Origin of the sequence: Providencia sp. PROV119 (assembly GCF_028482435.1) — a bacterium.
In the GTDB taxonomy this organism is placed as follows: Bacteria; Pseudomonadota; Gammaproteobacteria; order Enterobacterales; family Enterobacteriaceae; genus Providencia; species Providencia stuartii.
Map to the genome: position 1 here is coordinate 34,020 of NZ_JAMPQL010000029.1, position 20,935 is coordinate 54,954.

Here is a 20,935-nt window from a genome sequence, read left to right on the forward strand (position 1 = left end):
GCTGCTATCTGTATGAGGGAATTAATACCCCGCAGCCGATTGGCTACGCCATAAATGAGCGGCAACTAAGGCACGCCATGGCGAAAATGCCTCTAACCATTTTTCCGTCTCTTTTGCTGTAGGCTGGCTCTCTGCGCCAAGTAGAGACTGCAAATTGCGCCTCACGGCCACATCGCCATGTAACGAGCCATCGAGGTAGTTAAAACCGCGTAAAAGCGCATAATTTACCGTCCATGGGCCAATGCCTTTAAGGCTGACTAATTGGTTGGTCAATATTGTGACATTATGGTTGCTGATAGGTTGTGATAGGTCGATTTGCTGACTTAACAGTGCGTGACAAAGCGCTCGTATGGCGATGATTTTACCAGTAGAAAACCCAGCTTGGCGTAGTGATTCATCAGTCACTTTTGACACCTGCTGTGCATCTGGAAAACACCAAATGCCCGATGAGTGTTTTGAACCAGTGGCTTGAATAAAGCGACGACGTATTGCAATCGCGGCTGTTACGCTGATTTGTTGGCCAATAATCGCCCACACTAATGCTTCAAATGGGCTTGAAGATTGATATATTCGTAAACCTTGTTGTTGCTTAATCAGCTTACCGATAATGGGATGTGATAAATATTCCGCTTCAAACTGTTCGACGGCTTGCCGTAAACCGAGCATATGTTTCCCTAGTTCAACAACATCGTATTCGCTGGGCCGATTTTTAGCGTTATCAATATCAAGGGTAATGTGTGCCTTGTCTTTATCAATCTCAATAAGTAATTGAGCTGGAGAGTGCGCCCACAATATACCTTTGCGCAATAAATTACCTTCAACAATTTCGGCAATATTATGTTGATCTCTTAAATGAAAGGCGAAAAAGTCATTCGTCTGATAATGGGGAGGTAGAGACAGCTGGGCGGTTATTTTTGGCATAGAGTAGGCCTTATCGGGATTATTATTTTTATGGACAAAAAATATGAGGTTATTTTGATATTTTTCGTATTTTGGCTTTGATAATTTTTAATTCAAAGGTGATATTTTAATCGAAAAGCGTTAGATTTATATAAAATAAATTTTCCATTTAAGTTAACTATTTGCATTGAGGTTAAACTAAAAAGCAAGGAGCTAGCCATGAACCAATCTGAAGAACATCTCTCCTCAAGTAAAATTAATGAGGGTTCAGATCAAAAAACGGATTGCCCATCAGTAACGGTTGAAAATGAGCCTCTTTCTTCTGAACCCGTCGGTTTTGGGGGATGGCTACTAATCCCTATGTTAGGATTATTTCTTACGCTAATTATCACTCCTTATACTTTATTGAAAGACCTTCCAGAGCAGCTAGAAGGTTTGGAGAAGATGACTGACCCTACGTCATTATCATTTATTCCAATGGCTAGGGAGTTCATATATTTTAACTTACTCTCGAGTGCATTGATTTATGGTTTATTGTTATTCGTATGTTATCTCTTTATTTATAAGAAAAAATTGGTGATTAAAGTCATTATTCTCTTTTACGCGAGTGACTTCATACTATCCATAGCAAGTGTCGTTTTATTGAGTTCATTATTCTCAATATCAGCAGAGGATGAAGATATTGTAGATATTGTCGGTAGTGGGATACGCCTCTTTATTTGGGGCTTATATTTCTTAGTTTCTGTCAGGGTAAAAAATACGTTTGTTAATTAAGTAATAGCGATACTGAATATCGCAAATGTGAGGGTGCATGATTTACTGTAAAAGAGTCTATGATGCCGTTTCGTCTGAAGATGGATACCGTGTATTGGTTGATAGGTTATGGCCAAGAGGGATAAAAAAAGTCGCGCTCGATTATGATGAATGGAATAAAGACGTTGCGCCATCCAATGAGTTACGTAAATGGTTTCATCAACATCCTGACCAATTCGATAAATTTGTTGAAGACTATCATCAAGAATTAAGTCATCATTCAGCGGCTTGGATGCCTCTTGTAGAGAAAGCGAAGCTGGGCAATCTCACCTTGCTGTATAGTGCTAAAGATAAGGTGCATAATCAGGCACACGTATTGAAAGCATATTTAGAACGCTGTATTAAGTCACAAGAATAAGGTTATTAATCAGATGGATGTCAACACACCCGCAGTCTTAACGGGCCCTCAAAAAACACCACTACAAGGCATTAGAGGATGGCTTATTTTACCTATGCTGGGTCTGTTTTATATGCTTTATCAGACTATCATCATGATGTACTTAGATATCCTGCAAGTTAAATCAGCTTGGCACCTTGTGACGAATGAGCAATCTGATTTTTATGTCGATGGGTTTTCAAACGCTTTTTATATGCTACAAATGGCCCAAGGTATATTGATAGTCTTGTTGGCGTGGAACGTTATCGCAGCCTTCAAAGGCCTAAAAATCGCGAAACCTTTATTTATTATCTCGATGCTATTTTATACCGTGATGGTTGTTGTTTCGCGCTTTGTTTTCCCAAATATTTTTGGCATTGAAATTGAGTATAGCTACATTATTAATGTGGTAAATAGCTGTTTCTACTGCTTTATCTGGATCCCCTATGTTTTGATGTCAGATAGAGTCAAGCAGACGTTTATTCACTAGTCGCTCGTTGGCTGCCAGTAGGCAGCCAATGGCATAAAAAGGTTAATTTGCCAGCACTAATTCATTGGTCATCCCACATTGTTCGACAAAAGTCTCATCATGCGACACCAAAAAAAGCGTGCCTTTGTAGTCGCTGAGTAATCCTTCCAATAGTGTTTTTGAATCTAAATCAAGGTGGTTATCAGGTTCATCCAGTAACAATACCGCAGGGGGGGTTGGGCTATGGGTTAGCGCTAATAGCGTCGCTTTTAGTTGTTCACCACCGCTAAGTTGGCTAAGTGGTTGGAGTGACTTATCCCCTCGGATCCTGAGCATACCCAATTGGGTGCGCCATTGTTCAACGGTAAATGCAGGTTGATAGCGTTGTAGCGCTTCCGCGACGGGGAGTGTTTTATCCAATAAATTGAGATGTTGATCGAGATAACAAAATGCAGGGTTAATTCGGTATTCTCCGGATACCGCAGTAATCATCCCCGCAAGGGTTTTTAACAATGTTGATTTACCGCTGCCATTACGGCCTTTAATGTGCCAATGTTCTCCTGTATAGGCAGTGAAAGAAACAGGCTCCGTGTAGCCATAAGGCAGTTGTAGCTGAGAGGCAAAAATCGTGACCTGACGACCATCTGGCTGGTAATTTAACGTCATTTTCTGTTGTTTATTATGGATCTGTTTGTCTTGTACGTCCTGTAATTGGCCTTGTAAATCGTTCATAACACGCTGATGGCGTTCAGCCACGTTAGATTGTCTTTTTTGCGCACGATTGGTTTGCATATCCAGTAGCAATAAGGACTGAGAGCCACTATAACGAACTTTTTCGCCTTGTTTGCGTCGTTGCTCTGCTTTTTGCAACGTGGCGTGTTGTTGGCGTTTTTCTTGGCGGATTTGGTTGTCTAGCCGTTCGGTTTTGGCCTCAATGGCTGCCATAGCAAAATGTTTTTGTTCTTCATAAAGGGCATAGTTGCCGCCATATTCATGTAGCCCTTTATCGGTTAACTCAAAAATCATTTGCATATGAGCCAGTAAAGCTCGGTTATGAGTAATAACCAAAGAGCCTGCTTTATGTTCTGCCAATTTATTGCTTAGCCACTGGCGACCCTCATGGTCAAGGTGATTATCGGGTTCATCTAATAACAGAAAATGGTCTTTATGTAAGAAGGCTCGACATAATGCAAGACGAGTTCGCTCACCACCACTTAAGTGATTAATTGGAGCATCTATCATCACGGGTAATTTGGCTGAGTCCAATAAGCTCTGCCAAATGGCAGGTAAGTGCCATTTATCTTCCAATAGCTCTAAGTCCTCCATAGTCGCATTACCCGAATCGACTCTTGTAAATGCATCGACCAAGGGGCTAACACCTAAAGCGTCTGCGATGGTATCTCCTTCTAAGCGTGTGAGCTGGTCAACGTGCATAAAAGGCATCGCCCAACTAACGTAGCCTGAGGTTGGTTGCATTTGTTGAGCAAGTAGCCGCATTAATACAGACTTTCCTTTGCCATTGTTGCCAATTAACGCATTTTTTTGGCATATCAAGGAGCCATTTAAGGGGGGAAAAAGCGCTGTTTGGTGAAATTCGATATTAAGTTGTGAAAAATGACAAGCAACAGTCATGTGTACCTCCTGAGAGCAGGGGGCAGACAACAGCGTGCTATCTTTCAAGAAATGAGACGATTGATGACCATTGTCTGCCAAAAACAGAAAAAGAAATACCGTGTTGGGTATCTGTAAGCATTTTCTGGCAGATCTCAAATCATCGTCGGGGAATACCTTTAGCTAGGTGGAAGAAAGAGTGATTTGATTATTTAATCAAACTCTATGCGTTTAGGCAACTGATAAAGTAGTAGGTATTGTGCTCTATGGGTCAGTATAAATTCCAAAAGAAAAGCCAGTCGATGATAAACCGACTGGCTTTTGGTGCATTGCCAACGAGATTTTTACAACTAAACTGTGGCTGGTTGAGCGACGTTCACATGCTCTGCCAACCATTGTGCGATGCGCTGTTTTTCACTTTCGTTCAGCCACATGCCCAATTTGGTACGACGCCAGATAGCGTCATCTAATTCAGTAACCCACTCATGTTCGACTAAGTAACGTAGCTCTGCTTCATAGACGTTATGACCGAATGCTTCACCAAGATCGCTGAGTGAGTTAGCACCTTCGAGGATCAACTTGCTTTGACTGCCGTATGTTCTTGCAAAACGTAGAGCAAGGCCTTCTGGTAGCCAATTGTAACGTTGACGTAGTAAGCGTGCATAACCATCACGATCACAACCTTCAATGTCACCGCCAGGCAGCACACCATTTTTAGTCCATGCTGCACCTGCATTTGGGTAGTAAGGCGCAAGTTTACCGACAGCCGCTTCTGCGAGTTTACGATAAGTGGTTAATTTACCGCCGAAAACAGACAGCAGCGGTGCTTTGCCATTTTCATCGTGAATATCGAGTGTGTAGTCACGTGTAATGGCTTGTGGTGAATCAGACTCATCGTCACATAATGGACGAACCCCTGAGTAATCCCAAACAATATCCGCTTTGCTCAACTGTTTTTTGAAATGATCGTTATAGACTTTTAGTAAGTAGTTCACTTCATTGTCATCAATACGAACATTTTTTGGATCGCCTTTGTATTCGACATCGGTGGTGCCGATAATGGAAAATTCATCCATCCAAGGGATCACAAACACAATACGGTTGTCTTCATTTTGTAAAATATAAGCTTGTGGCTCATCATGAGCGCGAGGCACAACAATATGGCTACCTTTGATAAGACGAATGCCATAAGGTGATTTGAGTTTCAAACCATCGTCAAAGAACTCTTTTACCCATGGGCCAGTAGCGTTAACTAAACCTTTCGCCTTCCAAGTTTCTTTTTCACCAGTGCGCAGGTCTTCTGCTTCAACTACCCATAAGCCATCTTCACGATAGGCTCGAGTGACTTTTGTACGTGTGCGAACCTCACCATTTTTACGTACCACTTCTTGAGCGTTTAATACAACCAAACGCGCATCATCGACCCAACAGTCTGAATATTCGAAACCTTTGTTAAGTTCAGGCTTAAGGACGGAATTTTGACCAAATTTTAACCCTTTACTGCCGGGCAAGCTGGTACGTTTACCCAAGTGATCATACAGGAACAAGCCAATACGGATCATCCAAGCTGGGCGTAAGTGAGGTTGGTGCGGCAGACGGAAGCGCATTGGAAACGCAATGTGTGGCGCAAGTTTTAATAACACCTCGCGTTCAGCAAGTGCTTCACTCACAAGGCGAAATTCATAATGCTCAAGATAACGTAAACCACCGTGGATCAGTTTTGAACTCGCAGATGATGTCGCACTTGCTAAGTCTTGAGCTTCAAGCAGCAATACAGATAATCCACGGCCAGCGGCATCTGCCGCGATACCAGCGCCGTTTATACCGCCGCCGATTACAATCAAGTCTTTAGTTTCCATGCATCCCCCTGAGATGTTCGAAACGTTTTCTATAATGTTCGTTTTCGCTCATTTGATTGTAATCAAAATCGATTAATATGCCAACTGTTAACCAACAAAAAACAACAACTCGTGATAAAGGTAACAAATTATTTTCAATAACCACACATATACTGTGACTATTTTTACAAAGTGAAAATGTTCGAACATTAACGAAAGAATGTCATTGAGAGCGTTATCGGGAGGGTTAACGAAAAGGTTAAGTTTGGCAGGAAAGGAAAGATGGTAGCCGATACTACCATCTAGATTAAAGTATTAGCACAGCTCGAGTTGTACATTGTGCTGTTCAATCACTTTTTGAATGCTTTCAGGTGGTAGCTTGTCGGTAAATAAATGATCGATCAGATTCATATTGCCGAGGTTGACCATGGCATTACGACCAAATTTTGAGTGGTCAGTGACTAGCATCACACAACGTGAGTTTTCGATAATTGCGCGTTTGGTGCGCACTTCGTGATAATCAAACTCAAGTAGTGAACCATCCATATCAATGCCGCTGATCCCTAAGATACCGTAATCCAGCCTAAATTGTGAGATAAAATCCAGAGTTGCCTCACCAACAATGCCGCCATCGCGTGAGCGTACTTCGCCACCCGCGAGGATCAAGCGGAAGTCTTCTTTTGGCATTAGCAGTGTGGCGACGTTTAGGTTGTTGGTCACGACCCGTAGATTTTTATGATTCACCAGTGCATGAGCCACGGCTTCAGGGGTTGTACCGATATCGATAAATAAGGTTGCACCATCAGGGATCTGGCTGGCAACGCGTTGAGCAATGCGAGCTTTTTCATTTGACCACATGATTTTACGGTCGTGATAGGCCGCATTAACCGAGCTAGAAGGCAGGGCTGCACCACCATGGTGGCGCTGGATCCTATTTTGTTCTGCGAGGTCGTTGAGGTCACGACGGATCGTCTGAGGGCTAACCTCGAAATGCTCAACAAGCTCTTCAGTGCTCACATAGCCCTGAAGGCGAACGAGTTCGATGATTGCATCATGTCTCTGGGTCTGTTTCACGGTGTTAGCCTCTAACTAAATATGTATGTTCTATCTGGAGCGATGGGATGTAAAAGTATGTCGATTATCCCATATTCCCATCAATAATCCGATAATTAACCCCGATATATGTGAGGCATTTGCGATATCAGGACCTAAAATTTCTAAGTTACCTAACACGAGCCAAACAACAACTAGAATGATTAACCCTCTCGGAGCACTGACCTCTTTTTCGGGTTGACGTTCACCCATTAGCCAAACGTAGCTGATCAGCGCGTAGACAACCCCAGATAGTCCACCAAAATTAGATGCACTATACAGCGATTGCCCCCAATTACAGAATAAGGCAGATACTAAAAAGATCGTTAGTAATTTACCGGAACCTAGCCTACGTTCAACTTGGCTAGCTAAATACCACCACAAAACGAGGTTAAAAATGAGCTGAGATAGGGAAAATTGAACGAATGCAGGGCTAAACCACCGCCAAAGTTCAAATTGCTGCCCTTCCCGTGGCCATGCAAGATAACGTAGCACATCAAGGTGCTGGGTTATGGCTAACCAAAAATAAACGCCAGCACAGATCAGTATGACGGCGATGGTTAAAGGACCTGATTGTGCTTTGAGATTAGCCAAGGTCAAAGTGTTGCGATATTTAAACGCGGTTTGGGTGTTACCTATTTTCCAGCTTGCTTCGGTATAACGGGGGTTTGATGGATCTTGCAAAAAAAGGTTAAGCTCTTGCTGTACTTTTGCGAGATATTGCTCATCTTGAAGCCAAAGCTCTATTTGCTGCTGCTCTGGAACAGGATGGACTTTTAATTCGATATGTTGGCTTGCCATATAATCGACAAAAGCCTGGGCCATTCTGGGATTTGTGAATGAAACAACATGGATCATGAATGGATTTTCTCGCTTAGAGAGCCGTAACGGCTTGTGGATATTCCCTCAACCAAGCCTCAAAACCACCATTGATACTGTAGACGGATTCGAAGCCAATATTAATTAAGTACTGTGCAGCTCCTTGGCTGCTATGACCGTGATAACACATCACCATGATGGTCTGCTCATAGTCTGTTTGTGCTAAAAATGCGCTCAGTGTTTCATTGGTCAAATGATAGGCGCCACTTGCGTGCCCCGCACGGAAGCTTTGTGGGTCACGAACATCCACTAATATCGCGGTGCCATCAACCCAATGTTGGTATGCCTGTGCAGGCGTTAGCGTCTCAAATTGTTCCATAAAATACCGAATTATAAAGGTGATGAAATAATAAAAGACACCCGCAATAAGATACGGGCGCCGTCAGATTAGCAAGTTTAGGTGAACAATTAGTAGAACGAATGCTCACCACGTTGGTGCTCAGTAAGATCTTTAACACCTTTTAGCTCGCCTTCAAACATTTTGAGAAGTTCTTTTTCAATCCCTTCTTTTAATGTGACATCGACCATTGAACAGCCGTTACAACCGCCACCAAACTGTAAAATAGCAAAGCCGTCATCAGTGATCTCCATCAGTGAGACACGACCGCCATGGCTTGCAAGTTGTGGGTTAATTTGTGATTGTAAAACATACTCAACACGTTCGATAAGAGGTGCGTCATCAGAGACTTTGCGCATTTTTGCGTTAGGCGCTTTGAGCGTCAGTTGTGAACCCAACTGATCTGTCACGAAATCAATTTCTGCGTCTTCTAAGAATGGTGCGCTGATCTCATCAACATAAGCGGATAGGCGCTCAAATTTCAATTCTTGGTCTGTTGCTTCAACAGCGTCCGGTGGGCAGTAGGAAACGCCACATTCAGCAGAAGGTGTGCCTGGGTTGATGACAAACACGCGAATTTGGGTGCCTGGCTCTTGGTTTTCCAGTAATTTGGCAAAATGAGCCTGTGCTGCTTCAGTAATATTAATCATAATCATTTGCTCAATAATAGTTGACCGCTTTAGTTGGTTATAATACGCCCATTTGCCCCATTCCTACAAGGTGCGACAGAGTGACCAAGCCTGTACTGTCTCTACACCCGCACAAATCAGCAATTGTGCCGCGGCTTGCATCGTCGCGCCTGTCGTCAGCACATCATCAAAAATAGCGACGTGCTGCCCTATGACAGGGGTTGTTAGGGTAAATGCGCCATTAAGATTGCTGTGGCGGTGTTTACGTTTTAATGTTATCTGAGCCAGTGTATCACGAGTGCGCAATAATGAATTTCGTGAATAGGCAATATTTAACCACTTGGCTAAATATTCACCGATAAAAGCAATGTGGTCAAATTCACGTAACCATAGCCGCTTAGGGTGTGAAGGGATTGTCAAAAGCCTATCAGGCTTAGGCCAAAGCTGCTGGCGATAACCATTAAGCCAATGTAATGCGTACACTTTAGCAAGCGTGAAAGCTAATTGAGGCTGTGGGTTAAACTTATAACGATGGATTAATTTACGTAAAGGGGCTTGATAGGGGCTAACAGCGATTAACCGATGCCACGCAGGCGGCTGAATTAAGCAGCGACCACATAGGATGTGGCCTTGTTCGGCTGGTAGTGCGCACCGATGGCAGACATTTGACATGGTTGGGATGCGCTTTATGCAGAACGCACAAATCCCGTGATCCACTAATTTTAATGGCTGCTGGCATAGCCAACAGGCACCTTGCATTGTTAGCATAAGCATATTCCTGTGAAAAAAGAGAGTGTAACCATGACGCAGTTGTACTGGGAGACAATCGGTGAAGGTTCTCAAGATCTTGTGTTGCTGCACGGATGGGGGCTGAATGCCGAAGTGTGGCGTTCCATTATTCCGCGAATCTCACCGCATTTTCGTTTGCATTTAGTTGACATGCCTGGCTATGGTCGTAGCCAAGGGTTTGATGCGATGAATTTAGCCGCGATGGCTGATACTTTATGGCAGCAGGCGCCTAAAGAGGCTATTTGGCTCGGGTGGTCACTGGGGGGATTAATCGCCAGTCATATTGCACTTAGCCATCCTCAGCAGGTAAAAGGATTGATTACGGTTGCTTCATCACCTTGTTTTCAAGCCCATGAGGGGAGCTGGCCGGGGATAAAATCAACGGTGCTACTTGGGTTTGAACAGCAACTATCGACAGATTTTCAGCGCACAGTCGAACGTTTTTTAGCATTGCAGACGTTAGGCACTGAAAGCGCTCGTCAAGATGCTAAATTGCTAAAATCTGTGGTGCTCGAGCAGCCTATGCCAAAAGTGGAAATTCTAAATGCAGGGCTAGAAATTTTACGTATTACAGATTTACGTGAGGAGCTTAAAGCTCTCACCGTGCCATTTTTACGTCTTTATGGTTACTTAGATGGTTTGGTGCCACGTAAAGTCGCGACATTACTTGATGAACGTTATCCTAATTCACCTTCTGTTGTGATGCGCCATAGCGCCCATGCACCCTTCATTTCCCATCCAGATGAATTTTGTGAATATTTACTGGACTTTCTGGCACGATTGGAAGAGTGACCTATTAGCTCAGTGGCAATAAGCCACTGAGTAAAATGATAAAACTAACGTTGCTGGGTAGGCGAAAATAGGGCATAAGGGGGAGCTGGTGCGTTGTGCTGCCCAGAAAGATGTGCGTCATGGAGCGCTAAAGGGGATTTATCCCCTAGAAATAGTTCGCCATAAGATGGAGGAACGGCAGAGCTGGTAGAGTCAACCGTGTCTTCTGCCATCAACGCCTCGGGTGGGGCGGAAGGCTCAAAAGGGAGTGGTGGCGCGGACGGCGCCAAAAGGTTTGCACGATGGGTTGCCGTTTGTTCTTGGTCGGCGGTGGGTGGTCGGTGGTAATAAAACTTTTTGTATTTCAATGTTTTGTCAGAATAGCCATTTTCAAGGTTATAAGCCGTAGCTTTGCTAATCAGCGTCGTAAGAAAGGCGTCAATACTATAGAATTTTTCAACACCGACATTAGGGTCAAAGAGGGTGAAAGTTGTGACATCATCCGCTGGATTTTTACGGATATAGGCCGCTAATGTATCTTTACCGGCAAAAATTTGTATCCCTGTCTCTTTATTGCCTGTTTCAGCCTGCCGGGCGTCTTCACGTAACCCTAGTTTAATTTCAACAGGCGTTTTTATTTGAAAAAAATAGCTAAGCTCAGTTTCACTCGCTGTGATAAATCCATTTTTTGCCATAAATTGGTCATATTGCTTTAACTTGGGGCAACGCATTTGTTCCGCAGCGGTATTAAAGCAGGCCTCTATTAGGCTTTTATCGGATTTGGTAATGAGTTTTGATAAATTATTGGGGTATCTGCTGAGTAATTTTTTAAATAAAACCTTATTTAATGAGGGGTCGAGCTCATCAACGTTTTTAAGTGCTTTATTTTTCAGTGCATTAAAATATTGTTCAGCTAATTGATGAACGCTGTCACTATATTTTTTGAAATGTTGGCTGCTTTCAACATCTGCTTTTTGGTGGGTTGCGAGTGATTGTTTGACGCCTAAACCTCGGCGATCAATTTTGCTAGAGCTGGCATGATAGTCTTGATAGCGTTTAATCACATCTAAGGGTTTTTGGATATCAAGTACTTTTTTGATACTTGTTGTGAGTAATTCATGGGAGATATCGGTTTTATTTGAAGTTAAGTGAGTACGATTAAGATAATCTTGCGCTCGCGATAACAAGCTGATGTAACTGTTACCACTATTTTTCACTGAGGTAACGAGGAAATAAGCGGTAAGGCCTTTGGTTAAATTATATTTCACTTCTGATGGGATTGCTTGATAGCCGAATTGACGAAGGTAATTAAGCGTATTATTTAAAAATAGGCTTTTATCAAATCTTGTCATACATACTTCCTCTTTTAACCTGAATGAAGTCATGTATTTTAGTGAGTAATTTGATTAAAACTTTAAAAAAGAGACATTGTCGAGGTCGCGTAAGTCACTCACAGAGCGGGGGTGACTTTATTTTATATAAAGGGTGTGAGCAATTACTGCTTTCGGGGCATCCTTTACAGCTTGTTCCGGTTAAACAGGCTGTTATATCGACTTTTTCGATTTTGTTCATTGCGACTAATTTATCGAGCATCGCTTGGATAAGTGATTTAGGGGCATGGAGTCGTTGGCTGAGTAAGTCGAGGTCAGCTTGCCCATACAGTGCAATGAAATCCCTGATTTGTAACAAGCTGACCATCGTTATTCCCCGTTAGTGGCAGGCTTTGCCTGAGCAGTCGGAACAGGATTTGGCGGTTTGATTTGCCAGATTCAGTGTTACTCTGCTCCGTGCTCGGCGCAATAAGGTAAACAGCACAAGATTAAATATGATAACTGCAACAATAATAATTAAGCTGCTTTGCGGGTGCTGGCTAAAAGTTGCAGCTTGGTAGAACAGAGCCGCAAGGCTATAAGCCACATTCAGCCCCCATAAAATGGAGAATGCCATCCAGCTTTTATTGGTTTCACGAGCGATAGCCCCCATGACCGAAACACAAGGGACATACAGCAAGACAAAAATAAGGTAGCTGTATGCGGCAATATCGGAACCAAATTTGGCTGCCATGGTGCCCATGGATCCAGAAGCCATTTCACCATCGCCTTTACTTGCCTCGATTGGATTAGAAAGTGCACTTAGGGTAAAGGTCTCTTTCAAACTATCCCAAGTTTCTGCGACTGCATCCCCCAACTCATCGAGTAAATCAAAGGATTGGGCATCGAATGGCTCGGCTGTGATATTTTCCGCGGTGTAGAGGGTGTTTAATGTTCCTACAACAACTTCTTTTGCCATCGCACCAGTAATCAAACCAACAGTGGCTTGCCAGTTATCGGTATGCACTCCGATAGGCTGTAAAACAGGGGTAATCACTTTACTGACGGAAGCAAGAGCGGAGTCATTAATATTATCGACAGGTTTTCCTGAAAGGGAAAAACTATTTAAAGCGCCGATAAACATACTGGCAACCACGATAACTTTACCAGCACGGATCACAAAGCCTTTTAGGCGCTGCCAAGTTTGGATCAACAGTGTTTTTAGGTGGGGCACATGATACACCGGGAGTTCCATCACAAAGGGAGAAGCTTCACCACGCATTAAGGTATGTTTCAGTAGCAAACCCGTTAAGATAGCGACAACAATTCCGAGGATATAGAGTGAAAAAACAATACTTGCGCCACTTTTCCCAAAAAACGCGGAGGCGAATACCGCGAAGATAGCGAGCCGTGCACCACAAGACATAAATGGAGCCATTAATACGGTAATGAGGCGCTCACGAGGTGCATCCAACGTACGTGCGCCCATAATGGCGGGAACATTGCAACCAAAACCCACAATTAATGGCACGAAGGATTTACCCGGTAAGCCCAAGGCCTGCATTAATCTATCCATCACAAAGGCGGCTCGTGCCATATAGCCCGAGTCTTCTAAGACAGATAAAAACAGGTACATCATACCAATTTGCGGTACGAGAGGGAGTACGGTATTGATACCGCCACCAATACCTTGTGCAAGGAAGACGGTGAGCCAATCAGGGAAACTGAAATACGCCCCTACCCACTGAATACCATGGATAAAGATGGCTTCTGAGGCACCTTCAAAGAACGGCTGCAAAGCGCCACCAATATTAATTGCCAAGACGAACATTAAGTACATGACAAATAAAAAAATCGGAACGCCAAGCCAGCGGTTAAGGATGAGTCTATCAAGGGATTGCGTTAATTTGTTGGGTTCCGCGGCACTGTTATTGATGGATTTCTCACAAATCGCAGCAATGGATTGGTAGCGGGCATCGGCAATTAACAGTTCAGGCTCTTCATTTAAGCTAGCTTTTAAGTGCTGTTGAGTGGCCTGCAATTGCGCTTCTGTAATATTCGCGCGCTGGCGGCTATAAATATCGCCTTCGAGTATCTGCAATGCTAACCAACGACGTTGTTGCTGACTAAATTGCTGCGCCGAGATCTGCTCAGAGAGTGAATCCACCTCTTGTAATAAGGCCGCCGGATATTCAACCAGCGCTGTCATATTGTTCTGAGGGTGTTTATCAATCGCTTGTTTGAGTTTATCAATCCCTGTAGCACGGGTTGAAACCAACGGAATGACAGGGCAACCCAACTGCTGTTGCAGTTTTTCAACATCAATCTCAATGTGTTGGCTTTGTGCAATATCCAACATGTTAAGTGCGATGATGCAAGGCACCCCCAACTCCACTAATTGCAAAGTGAGGTAGAGGTTGCGCTCTAAATTAGAGGCATCGACGACGTTAATCAGCATATCGGCTTCGCCGCTTAAAATAAAATAGCAGGCGATTTGCTCATCGAGAGATGTCTGTTCTGAAATGGTGGTTAGCGAATAAGTACCGGGCAAGTCAACTAATTCAATATGATGCTCAGCCGTATTAAAACGCCCAACTTTCCTTTCGACGGTGACACCAGCCCAGTTACCAACCCGTTGGCGAGAGCCAGTTAATTGGTTAAATAGCGTTGTCTTACCTGCATTTGGATTGCCAATGAGGCCGATGGTTAATGGTTTCATAGTGTTTACCGATAATAAAAATACAAAATAGTAACGTGGTATAACAACACCTGATATTAAGTCGGCGTGGCTTCATCAAGGTTGAGTAAGGCGAGATCTTTTTTTCGTAGTACAAGACTAACTCGATGCGTTTCGATTTGTATTGGGTCTCCTAAAGGAGCAAAACGTACTACTTTAAAAATGGAACCCGGTAATAAACCAAGCGAGAGCAGTTTTTGTCGGTAAGCGGGGCTTATCTGCGGTGAAAAACCGAGTATTTTGTAGCTGTGTTGAGGAAGTAGTGACATATCGCCTTCCATTAGTCATAGGTAATAATACTGATGATTGTTATTAAGAGAGATACAAGTAAAAAGTCAGCATAAACAGAAAAAAATCTAATCAATAATGATAATAATAATCATCAACTATTCGTTATATTTAGCCTCTTTTTTCGTCAAATTTAATTGATGTGGATCAACTAAGCATTGAGTTTGCCGCGCACCAAGGCGAAACCCAATAAATTTATAGAGTAAATTAAAATCGATTAATGTATTTGTTTTGTTAATTATTCACGGGGCGAAATAGCTTGGGCGTGAGTAAAAACCTCTACAATCAAAGAGAAATCGGATTGTAGAGGTTGAGGGATTAGCGTTTTTTACCGAATGCGGCAGCGAGGGCATCACTCATCGCACTGTTTCCAGTGGCGGCTTGGTTTTTCCGTGACATGTCACGTTGTGCAGATTGCGGTTTACGTGAGTTTCTCTCTTGCTGGTCATTATGGCGGCGTGGGGCGCTATTGGTATCGCCGGGTTGTTCATCAAGGCGCATCGATAAGGCGATACGTTTGCGAGGGATATCAACATCCATCACTTTTACTTTAACGATATCACCTGCTTTAACCACTTTATGTGGGTCTTCAACATAGCTGTTAGACAGCGATGAAATATGCACTAAGCCATCTTGATGCACACCAATATCAACGAAAGCGCCGAAATTAGTGACGTTAGTCACCGAACCTTCCAAAATCATGCCTGCGACTAAGTCATTCATGGTTTCAATGCCTTCGGCAAAGGTCGCCGTTTTAAACTCAGGGCGTGGGTCGCGGCCCGGTTTGTCCAGCTCTTTGATAATATCGGTAACAGTAGGAACCCCAAACTGCTCTGTTGTGAAGTCGCGAGGGCTTAAGCTATTTAAAACAGAGGAGTTGCCCATAATCTCTTTAAGGGGCTGGCGAACAGTTTCGAGGATCTTTTCAACAACGGGATAAGCCTCTGGGTGAACGCCAGAAGCATCAAGTGGGTTATCGCCGTTGGTGATCCGTAAGAAGCCCGCACACTGTTCAAAGGCTTTTGGCCCTAAGCGAGTGACTTTTAGAAGCTGTTTTCTATCTGCAAAACGGCCATTCTCATCGCGCCAATTTACCACGTTTTGCGCGATCATTTTGCTTAGACCTGCAACGCGGGTTAGCAAGGCAACAGAAGCGGTATTCAAGTCAACGCCGACAGAGTTTACACAGTCCTCGACCACGGCATCGAGTTTACGAGCCAATTGAGTTTGGCTCACATCGTGTTGATATTGACCAACACCAATCGATTTCGGGTCGATTTTCACTAATTCGGCGAGGGGGTCTTGTAAGCGGCGTGCGATAGACACGGCTCCGCGCAGTGACACATCAAGATCAGGGAATTCTTGAGCGGCCAGCTCTGATGCCGAGTAAACGGAGGCCCCCGCTTCACTCACAATCACTTTCTGTGCTGTGACTTCGGGGTACTGTTTTTGCACGTCAGCAAAGAAGCGCTCAGTCTCTCTTGAAGCCGTTCCGTTACCGATAGCGACTAACTCGACTTGGTGTTTTTGACATAAGGCCGCAACGCTAGCCGCCGCTTTAGCCGCTTGACCTGTGTGTGGATAGATAGTATCCGTTGCGATAAGTTTACCTGTCGCATCCACCACCGCGACTTTCACCCCTGTCCGTAGACCCGGATCTAACCCCATAGTCGCTCGCATACCGGCTGGTGCCGCCATCAATAAGTCACTGAGATTACGCGCAAACACATTGATTGCTTCTTCTTCTGCTTTTTCGCGCAGTGAGCTCATAATCTCAGTTTCGAGATGTAGCAATACTTTGACGCGCCATGTCCAGCTAATAACCGCTTTACGCCATTGGTCTGCTGGTGCATTATTCAATCGAACATCAAGGTGACGAGTAATGATCTCTTCACAGTAACTTTCTTTTGGTGGCTCTTCAAATTGCGGGTCACAGTTTAGTGATAACTGTAAAATACCTTCATTACGACCACGGAACATGGCTAATGCGCGATGCGACGGAACGGAAGAAACAGGTTCTTGGTGATCAAAGTAGTCACTAAATTTAGCGCCTTCGGTTTGTTTGCCATCGATAACTTTGGAAACCAAATGGGCATTTTTCAGTAAATAGTCGCGAACTTTAGCTAATAATGCTGCATCTTCGGCGAAACGCTCCATTAAGATATAACGAGCGCCATCGAGAGCCGCTTTCGTATCTGCCACGCCATTTTCGGCATTGACAAAGGATTGAGCGACATCATCGGGGGATTGAGTGGGGTCATTCCACAATGTGTCTGCTAACGGCTCTAGGCCTGCTTCGATAGCAATTTGCCCACGAGTGCGGCGTTTGGGCTTAAAGGGCAAGTAGAGGTCTTCAAGCTCGGTTTTATTTAAGGTGTTATTGATAGCAGCGGCGAGTTCGGGAGTGAGTTTGTCTTGTTCTTCGATTGACTTGAGGATGGTTTGCTTGCGTTCATTTAACTCTCGTAAATAGCCTAAACGGTTCTCTAATTGGCGAAGCTGAGTATCATCAAGGCCTCCTGTGACTTCCTTACGATAACGAGCAATAAAAGGAACCGTATTCCCTTCATCTAACAAGGTGATAGCAGAAAATACCTGTTTCGGTTGAACTTGTAGCTCTCCCGCGATTATTTGGCTTAGAGTTTCATTCATGTCGCTTTTTAATACCTAGTCAAAGAATGGTTAAAAAATTTATGGCACTGTTATACTTGCACAGAAGCAGAATTTCTAGGGTGAACTTTGCTAAAGTTAAAGATTAATTCTGTATATAATTTATAATTATCTAACTTGCTTACTGATTTATGAAGGTTATGAATAAGAGTCTCTTAATCACACGCGAAGGTTGGGATGCGCTAGACAAAGAACTTAAATATCTTTGGAAAGAGGAGCGCCCAAGAGTCACTCAGTCGGTTTCTGAAGCTGCGGCTCAAGGTGATCGTTCAGAAAATGCGGAATATATTTATGGTAAAAAGCGTTTGCGAGAGATTGATCGTCGAGTACGCTTTTTATCTAAAAGATTGGATCAACTAAGAATTGTCGAACCAGACCCACGGCAAGAAGGGCGAGTCTTTTTTGGCGCATGGGTGAAATTAGAAGACGATAATGAAAATATCAGAATATTCCGATTGGTCGGTGCCGATGAGTTTAATCCATCCAAAAATTGGATTTCTATTGATTCTCCAGTTGCTCGCGCGCTAGTTGGTAAGCAGGTTGATGATGAAATTACGGTGAATACACCTGGGGGGCGGGTAACCTATACAGTGTTAGAAATTAGTTATAAACCGCTAGTCCTATAAGGCGTAAAATTATTCATTAAATTTCAAGTTGATGGTAAATTAGGACGTTAACTATCTTATATTTTACTTATACACAAAATAATTCAGGTGATATGCCGTTATTAAGCGCAAGTAAAACTTTATCGTCATGACTATTTTTGTGATTTAGATAGCAGCGCTTTGTAACACCCATACAGCTTGGAGCATGGTGGGTATATTCTTATTTTAAAAATAATTTCGATAGATTGCACATCTTGAGGGCTACAAAATGCAAGAAAGCTATAAAGTTCTTGTCGTCGATGATGATATGCGTTTGCGTGCCTTGCTTGAACGCTACCTCACAGAGCAAGGATTTCAGGTACGTAGTGCCGCGAATGCTGAACAAATGGATAGGATCCTAACGAGGGAGTCGATTCATCTAATCGTTTTAGATTTGATGTTGCCAGGTGAAGATGGTCTGTCAATTTGTCGTCGTTTACGCAGCCAAAACAATCCAATACCGATTATTATGGTAACGGCTAAAGGTGAAGAGGTTGACCGTATTGTTGGTTTAGAGATTGGCGCCGACGATTACATTCCTAAACCTTTTAACCCGCGTGAATTACTTGCACGTATTCGTGCTGTATTACGTCGCCAAGCAAATGAATTGCCAGGCGCACCATCTCAGGATGATGCGATTATTACCTTCGGTAAGTTTAAACTGAACCTAGGCACCCGTGAAATGTTCCAAGGCGAAGAAAATATGCCTTTGACGAGCGGTGAGTTTGCTGTACTTAAAGTATTGGTTTCGCACCCAAGGGAACCATTATCTCGTGATAAGCTGATGAGCTTAGCGAGAGGCCGTGAATACAGTGCGATGGAACGTTCAATTGACGTTCAAATTTCACGTTTACGTCGTATGGTTGAAGAAGATCCAGCTCACCCTCGCTACATTCAGACAGTCTGGGGCTTGGGCTATGTATTTGTGCCGGACGGTAGTAAAGCATGAAGCGACTGAGGTTCTCTCGCCGTAGTACATTTTCGCGTTCGTTATTTTTGTTTGTTGCATTACTGTTTGCCAGCCTTGTCACCAGCTATATGGTGGTGCTGAATTTTGTTGTTATGCCAAGTTTGCAGCAATTCAACAAAGTGTTGGCTTATGAAGTGCGAACATTAATGACGGAGCGGATGGTGCTGCAAGATGGAACCACAGTACGGGTCTCTCCCGCATTACGTAAAAAAATCTACAATGAGTTGGGGATCACCTTTTATGCTCAATCAGCCGCGATGGAAGAAGGCTTAAATTGGGCGAAAGAATACGATTTTCTCAGCGAAAACATGTCGGAATATATTGGTGGCGAAGCCCAAGTGCGTCTTGAGCTTGGCCGCGAATATCCTATTCTTTGGTTGACCTCCTATCTTGCGCCTGATATCTGGGTGCGTGTGCCATTAACTGAAATTGGGCAAAACCAATTTTCGTTAGTATTCCGTTATACTTTAGCTATTTTCCTGTCTATTTTTGCAGGGGTCTGGCTCTATATTCGTTACCAAAACAAGCCATTACTTGAACTTGAATACCATGCAGGGCAAGTGGGGAAAGGGGTCATATTACCCGCCATGCAAGAAAAAGGGGCAACTGAGGTAAGAGCCGCGATCCGCTCCTTTAATCATATGGCTGCGGGCATAAAGACGCTTGAAAATGATCGGACAATTTTAATGGCGGGGGTCAGTCATGACTTACGTACCCCACTGACACGGATCCGATTGGCGACGGAAATGATGAGCCCTGAAGATGGCTACCTAGCAGAATCCATCAATAAGGATATTGAAGAGTGTGATGCGATTATTGGTCAGTTTATGGACTACCTGAAAACGGGTCAGGAAATGAATATGGAGTTTTGTGACCTAAATAGCATCCTCAATGAGGCAGTTACCGCTGAAACGAGCGTGACTGGTGAAATTGAAACGGCACTGGAGCCGGGTAGTCTGATCGTGAATGCGAATCCATTAGCCATTAAACGCGCCATCACCAATATGATTGTTAACGCTTATCGCTATGGTAACGGCTGGATCAAAGTGAGCAGTGGCAAAAATGAGGATTCGGTTTGGTTCCAAGTGGAAGATGATGGTGCAGGTATCAAAGAAGAAGATATTCAACGCCTCTTCCAACCTTTTGTGCAAGGTGAAAAAGCCCGTAGCAATAAGGGAACAGGGCTAGGATTGGCAATTATCCGCCGTATTGTCGATGCCCATGAAGGTAGTATCGAAATCCATAAAAGTGAACGCGGCGGTTTCGCCATTCGTGCACTCCTGCCATTGAAAGAAAAAGAAGAGTAACCATTGTCGGTAGTGGGTCGTATAAAACGACCTACCTTCTATTTTATTTCGGTATTAACGCCTATCTTACGCGCCAGTCATCATATAAAAAATAACTTACTCTATAAGTAATACCATCGTTATATAAAAGATCTGATAGTTATTTTATTTAGATAATAAACATAAATAAAATAACTCAGGTGAATTTATGCATATCAATTTTTCTAAACCTATTTGCTGTTTTCAGAGTAAAGCGGCATTAGCTTTCGCTGGAATAGAGGGAAAGCAAAAGCAGTCTACACTCTCCACGGGAATAATTAATATCAAAAACACAGTCGTAGGGCTATTTCAAGAACCCAAAAAGGCCTTTAAGCAGGTGAAATGGAGCAAACAACTGGCAACCGTTATACAACTACCTCCAAATCAACCCTTAGCATCGAAAGGGGCATTATCTATTCCTATGCCACCCCCTATGCCAAAGCCTGATATTAAGCCCGCTCAAACAGGAGATGGCGGAAAAACAGGG

At 43.5% G+C, this 20,935-nt stretch carries 21 protein-coding genes; 8 read left to right on the forward strand and 13 right to left on the reverse strand.

Translation table 11 applies throughout. From position 1 onward, the window contains the following. Positions 1–21: 21 nt before the first annotated feature. Positions 22–921, reverse strand: a complete 900-nt coding sequence (locus PSF11_RS18965) for a DNA-3-methyladenine glycosylase family protein (RefSeq protein ID WP_072502600.1) — start codon at positions 919–921, stop codon at positions 22–24. A gap of 198 nt (positions 922–1,119) precedes the next feature. Here PSF11_RS18965 and PSF11_RS18970 point away from each other — a divergent pair, with 198 nt between their 5' ends. The 3 genes from PSF11_RS18970 to PSF11_RS18980 are packed head-to-tail and all read left to right on the forward strand — an operon-like array spanning position 1,120 to position 2,579. Continuing rightward, the gene (locus PSF11_RS18970; protein WP_053110254.1) at positions 1,120–1,674 is read left to right on the forward strand and encodes a DUF2569 family protein; all 555 of its coding nucleotides are present in this window, start codon (positions 1,120–1,122) and stop codon (positions 1,672–1,674) included. Positions 1,675–1,711: 37 nt separating this feature from the next. After that, positions 1,712–2,071, forward strand: coding sequence for a DUF488 domain-containing protein (locus PSF11_RS18975; protein ID WP_004923526.1), 360 nt, complete (start codon positions 1,712–1,714; stop codon positions 2,069–2,071). A gap of 13 nt (positions 2,072–2,084) precedes the next feature. After that, a complete protein-coding gene (locus PSF11_RS18980) occupies positions 2,085–2,579 on the forward strand; it encodes a DUF2569 family protein (RefSeq protein ID WP_014657024.1) in 495 nt (164 codons plus the stop codon). Between the two features lie 42 nt (positions 2,580–2,621). On the opposite strand, the gene PSF11_RS18985 is transcribed toward PSF11_RS18980, so the two are convergent. From PSF11_RS18985 to PSF11_RS19015, 7 genes are all read right to left on the reverse strand, one after another. Beyond that, positions 2,622–4,190, reverse strand: a complete 1,569-nt coding sequence (locus PSF11_RS18985; RefSeq protein ID WP_040132684.1) for an ATP-binding cassette domain-containing protein — start codon at positions 4,188–4,190, stop codon at positions 2,622–2,624. Positions 4,191–4,519: 329 nt separating this feature from the next. Continuing rightward, a complete protein-coding gene (glpD, locus tag PSF11_RS18990; RefSeq protein ID WP_004923536.1) occupies positions 4,520–6,028 on the reverse strand; it encodes a glycerol-3-phosphate dehydrogenase in 1,509 nt (502 codons plus the stop codon). 294 nt (positions 6,029–6,322) lie between these two features. Further along, positions 6,323–7,081 carry a DeoR/GlpR family transcriptional regulator gene (locus PSF11_RS18995; RefSeq protein WP_004923543.1) on the reverse strand — a complete coding sequence of 253 codons (759 nt, stop codon included), beginning with the start codon at positions 7,079–7,081 and terminating at the stop codon, positions 6,323–6,325. Between the two features lie 30 nt (positions 7,082–7,111). Then, the gene (gene glpG / locus PSF11_RS19000; protein WP_014657022.1) at positions 7,112–7,957 is read right to left on the reverse strand and encodes a rhomboid family intramembrane serine protease GlpG; all 846 of its coding nucleotides are present in this window, start codon (positions 7,955–7,957) and stop codon (positions 7,112–7,114) included. 16 nt (positions 7,958–7,973) lie between these two features. Then, entirely contained in the window at positions 7,974–8,297 is a 324-nt protein-coding gene (gene glpE / locus PSF11_RS19005) for a thiosulfate sulfurtransferase GlpE (protein ID WP_004923549.1), read from the reverse strand. A gap of 89 nt (positions 8,298–8,386) precedes the next feature. After that, entirely contained in the window at positions 8,387–8,965 is a 579-nt protein-coding gene (nfuA, locus tag PSF11_RS19010; protein WP_014657021.1) for a Fe-S biogenesis protein NfuA, read from the reverse strand. Between the two features lie 63 nt (positions 8,966–9,028). Then, positions 9,029–9,712 carry a hypothetical protein gene (locus tag PSF11_RS19015; protein WP_014657020.1) on the reverse strand — a complete coding sequence of 228 codons (684 nt, stop codon included), beginning with the start codon at positions 9,710–9,712 and terminating at the stop codon, positions 9,029–9,031. Positions 9,713–9,745: 33 nt separating this feature from the next. Between PSF11_RS19015 and bioH the strand changes: the two genes are divergently transcribed. Beyond that, on the forward strand, positions 9,746–10,525 hold the full coding sequence (bioH, locus tag PSF11_RS19020; protein ID WP_004923560.1) for a pimeloyl-ACP methyl ester esterase BioH: 780 nt from the start codon (positions 9,746–9,748) through the stop codon (positions 10,523–10,525). A gap of 44 nt (positions 10,526–10,569) precedes the next feature. Here the strand turns inward: bioH and PSF11_RS19025 are convergent, their stop codons facing one another. The 5 genes from PSF11_RS19025 to PSF11_RS19045 all read right to left on the reverse strand — a co-directional run bounded on the left by PSF11_RS19025 (position 10,570) and on the right by PSF11_RS19045 (position 17,491). After that, positions 10,570–11,856 (reverse strand): hypothetical protein, encoded by a 1,287-nt coding sequence (locus PSF11_RS19025; protein WP_072502599.1) that lies wholly within the window; start codon positions 11,854–11,856, stop codon positions 10,570–10,572. A gap of 94 nt (positions 11,857–11,950) precedes the next feature. Further along, entirely contained in the window at positions 11,951–12,202 is a 252-nt protein-coding gene (locus PSF11_RS19030; protein WP_040132687.1) for a FeoC-like transcriptional regulator, read from the reverse strand. Positions 12,203–12,214: 12 nt separating this feature from the next. Beyond that, positions 12,215–14,533 (reverse strand): Fe(2+) transporter permease subunit FeoB, encoded by a 2,319-nt coding sequence (gene feoB, locus PSF11_RS19035; protein WP_014657016.1) that lies wholly within the window; start codon positions 14,531–14,533, stop codon positions 12,215–12,217. 56 nt (positions 14,534–14,589) lie between these two features. Further along, positions 14,590–14,820, reverse strand: coding sequence for a ferrous iron transporter A (gene feoA / locus PSF11_RS19040; RefSeq protein ID WP_036942241.1), 231 nt, complete (start codon positions 14,818–14,820; stop codon positions 14,590–14,592). Positions 14,821–15,157: 337 nt separating this feature from the next. Then, positions 15,158–17,491, reverse strand: coding sequence for a Tex family protein (locus PSF11_RS19045; protein ID WP_014657014.1), 2,334 nt, complete (start codon positions 17,489–17,491; stop codon positions 15,158–15,160). Between the two features lie 158 nt (positions 17,492–17,649). Between PSF11_RS19045 and greB the strand changes: the two genes are divergently transcribed. The 4 genes from greB to PSF11_RS19065 all read left to right on the forward strand — a co-directional run. Beyond that, a complete protein-coding gene (greB, locus tag PSF11_RS19050; RefSeq protein ID WP_014657013.1) occupies positions 17,650–18,135 on the forward strand; it encodes a transcription elongation factor GreB in 486 nt (161 codons plus the stop codon). Positions 18,136–18,382: 247 nt separating this feature from the next. Further along, on the forward strand, positions 18,383–19,102 hold the full coding sequence (gene ompR / locus PSF11_RS19055) for an osmolarity response regulator transcription factor OmpR (RefSeq protein WP_004923581.1): 720 nt from the start codon (positions 18,383–18,385) through the stop codon (positions 19,100–19,102). Continuing rightward, positions 19,099–20,430, forward strand: coding sequence for a two-component system sensor histidine kinase EnvZ (gene envZ / locus PSF11_RS19060; RefSeq protein ID WP_071599669.1), 1,332 nt, complete (start codon positions 19,099–19,101; stop codon positions 20,428–20,430). The genes ompR and envZ overlap by 4 nt, the downstream gene beginning before the upstream one ends. 187 nt (positions 20,431–20,617) lie before the next feature. Continuing rightward, a partial coding sequence (locus PSF11_RS19065; protein WP_272682871.1) for a hypothetical protein occupies positions 20,618–20,935 on the forward strand: 318 nt, incomplete at its 3' end.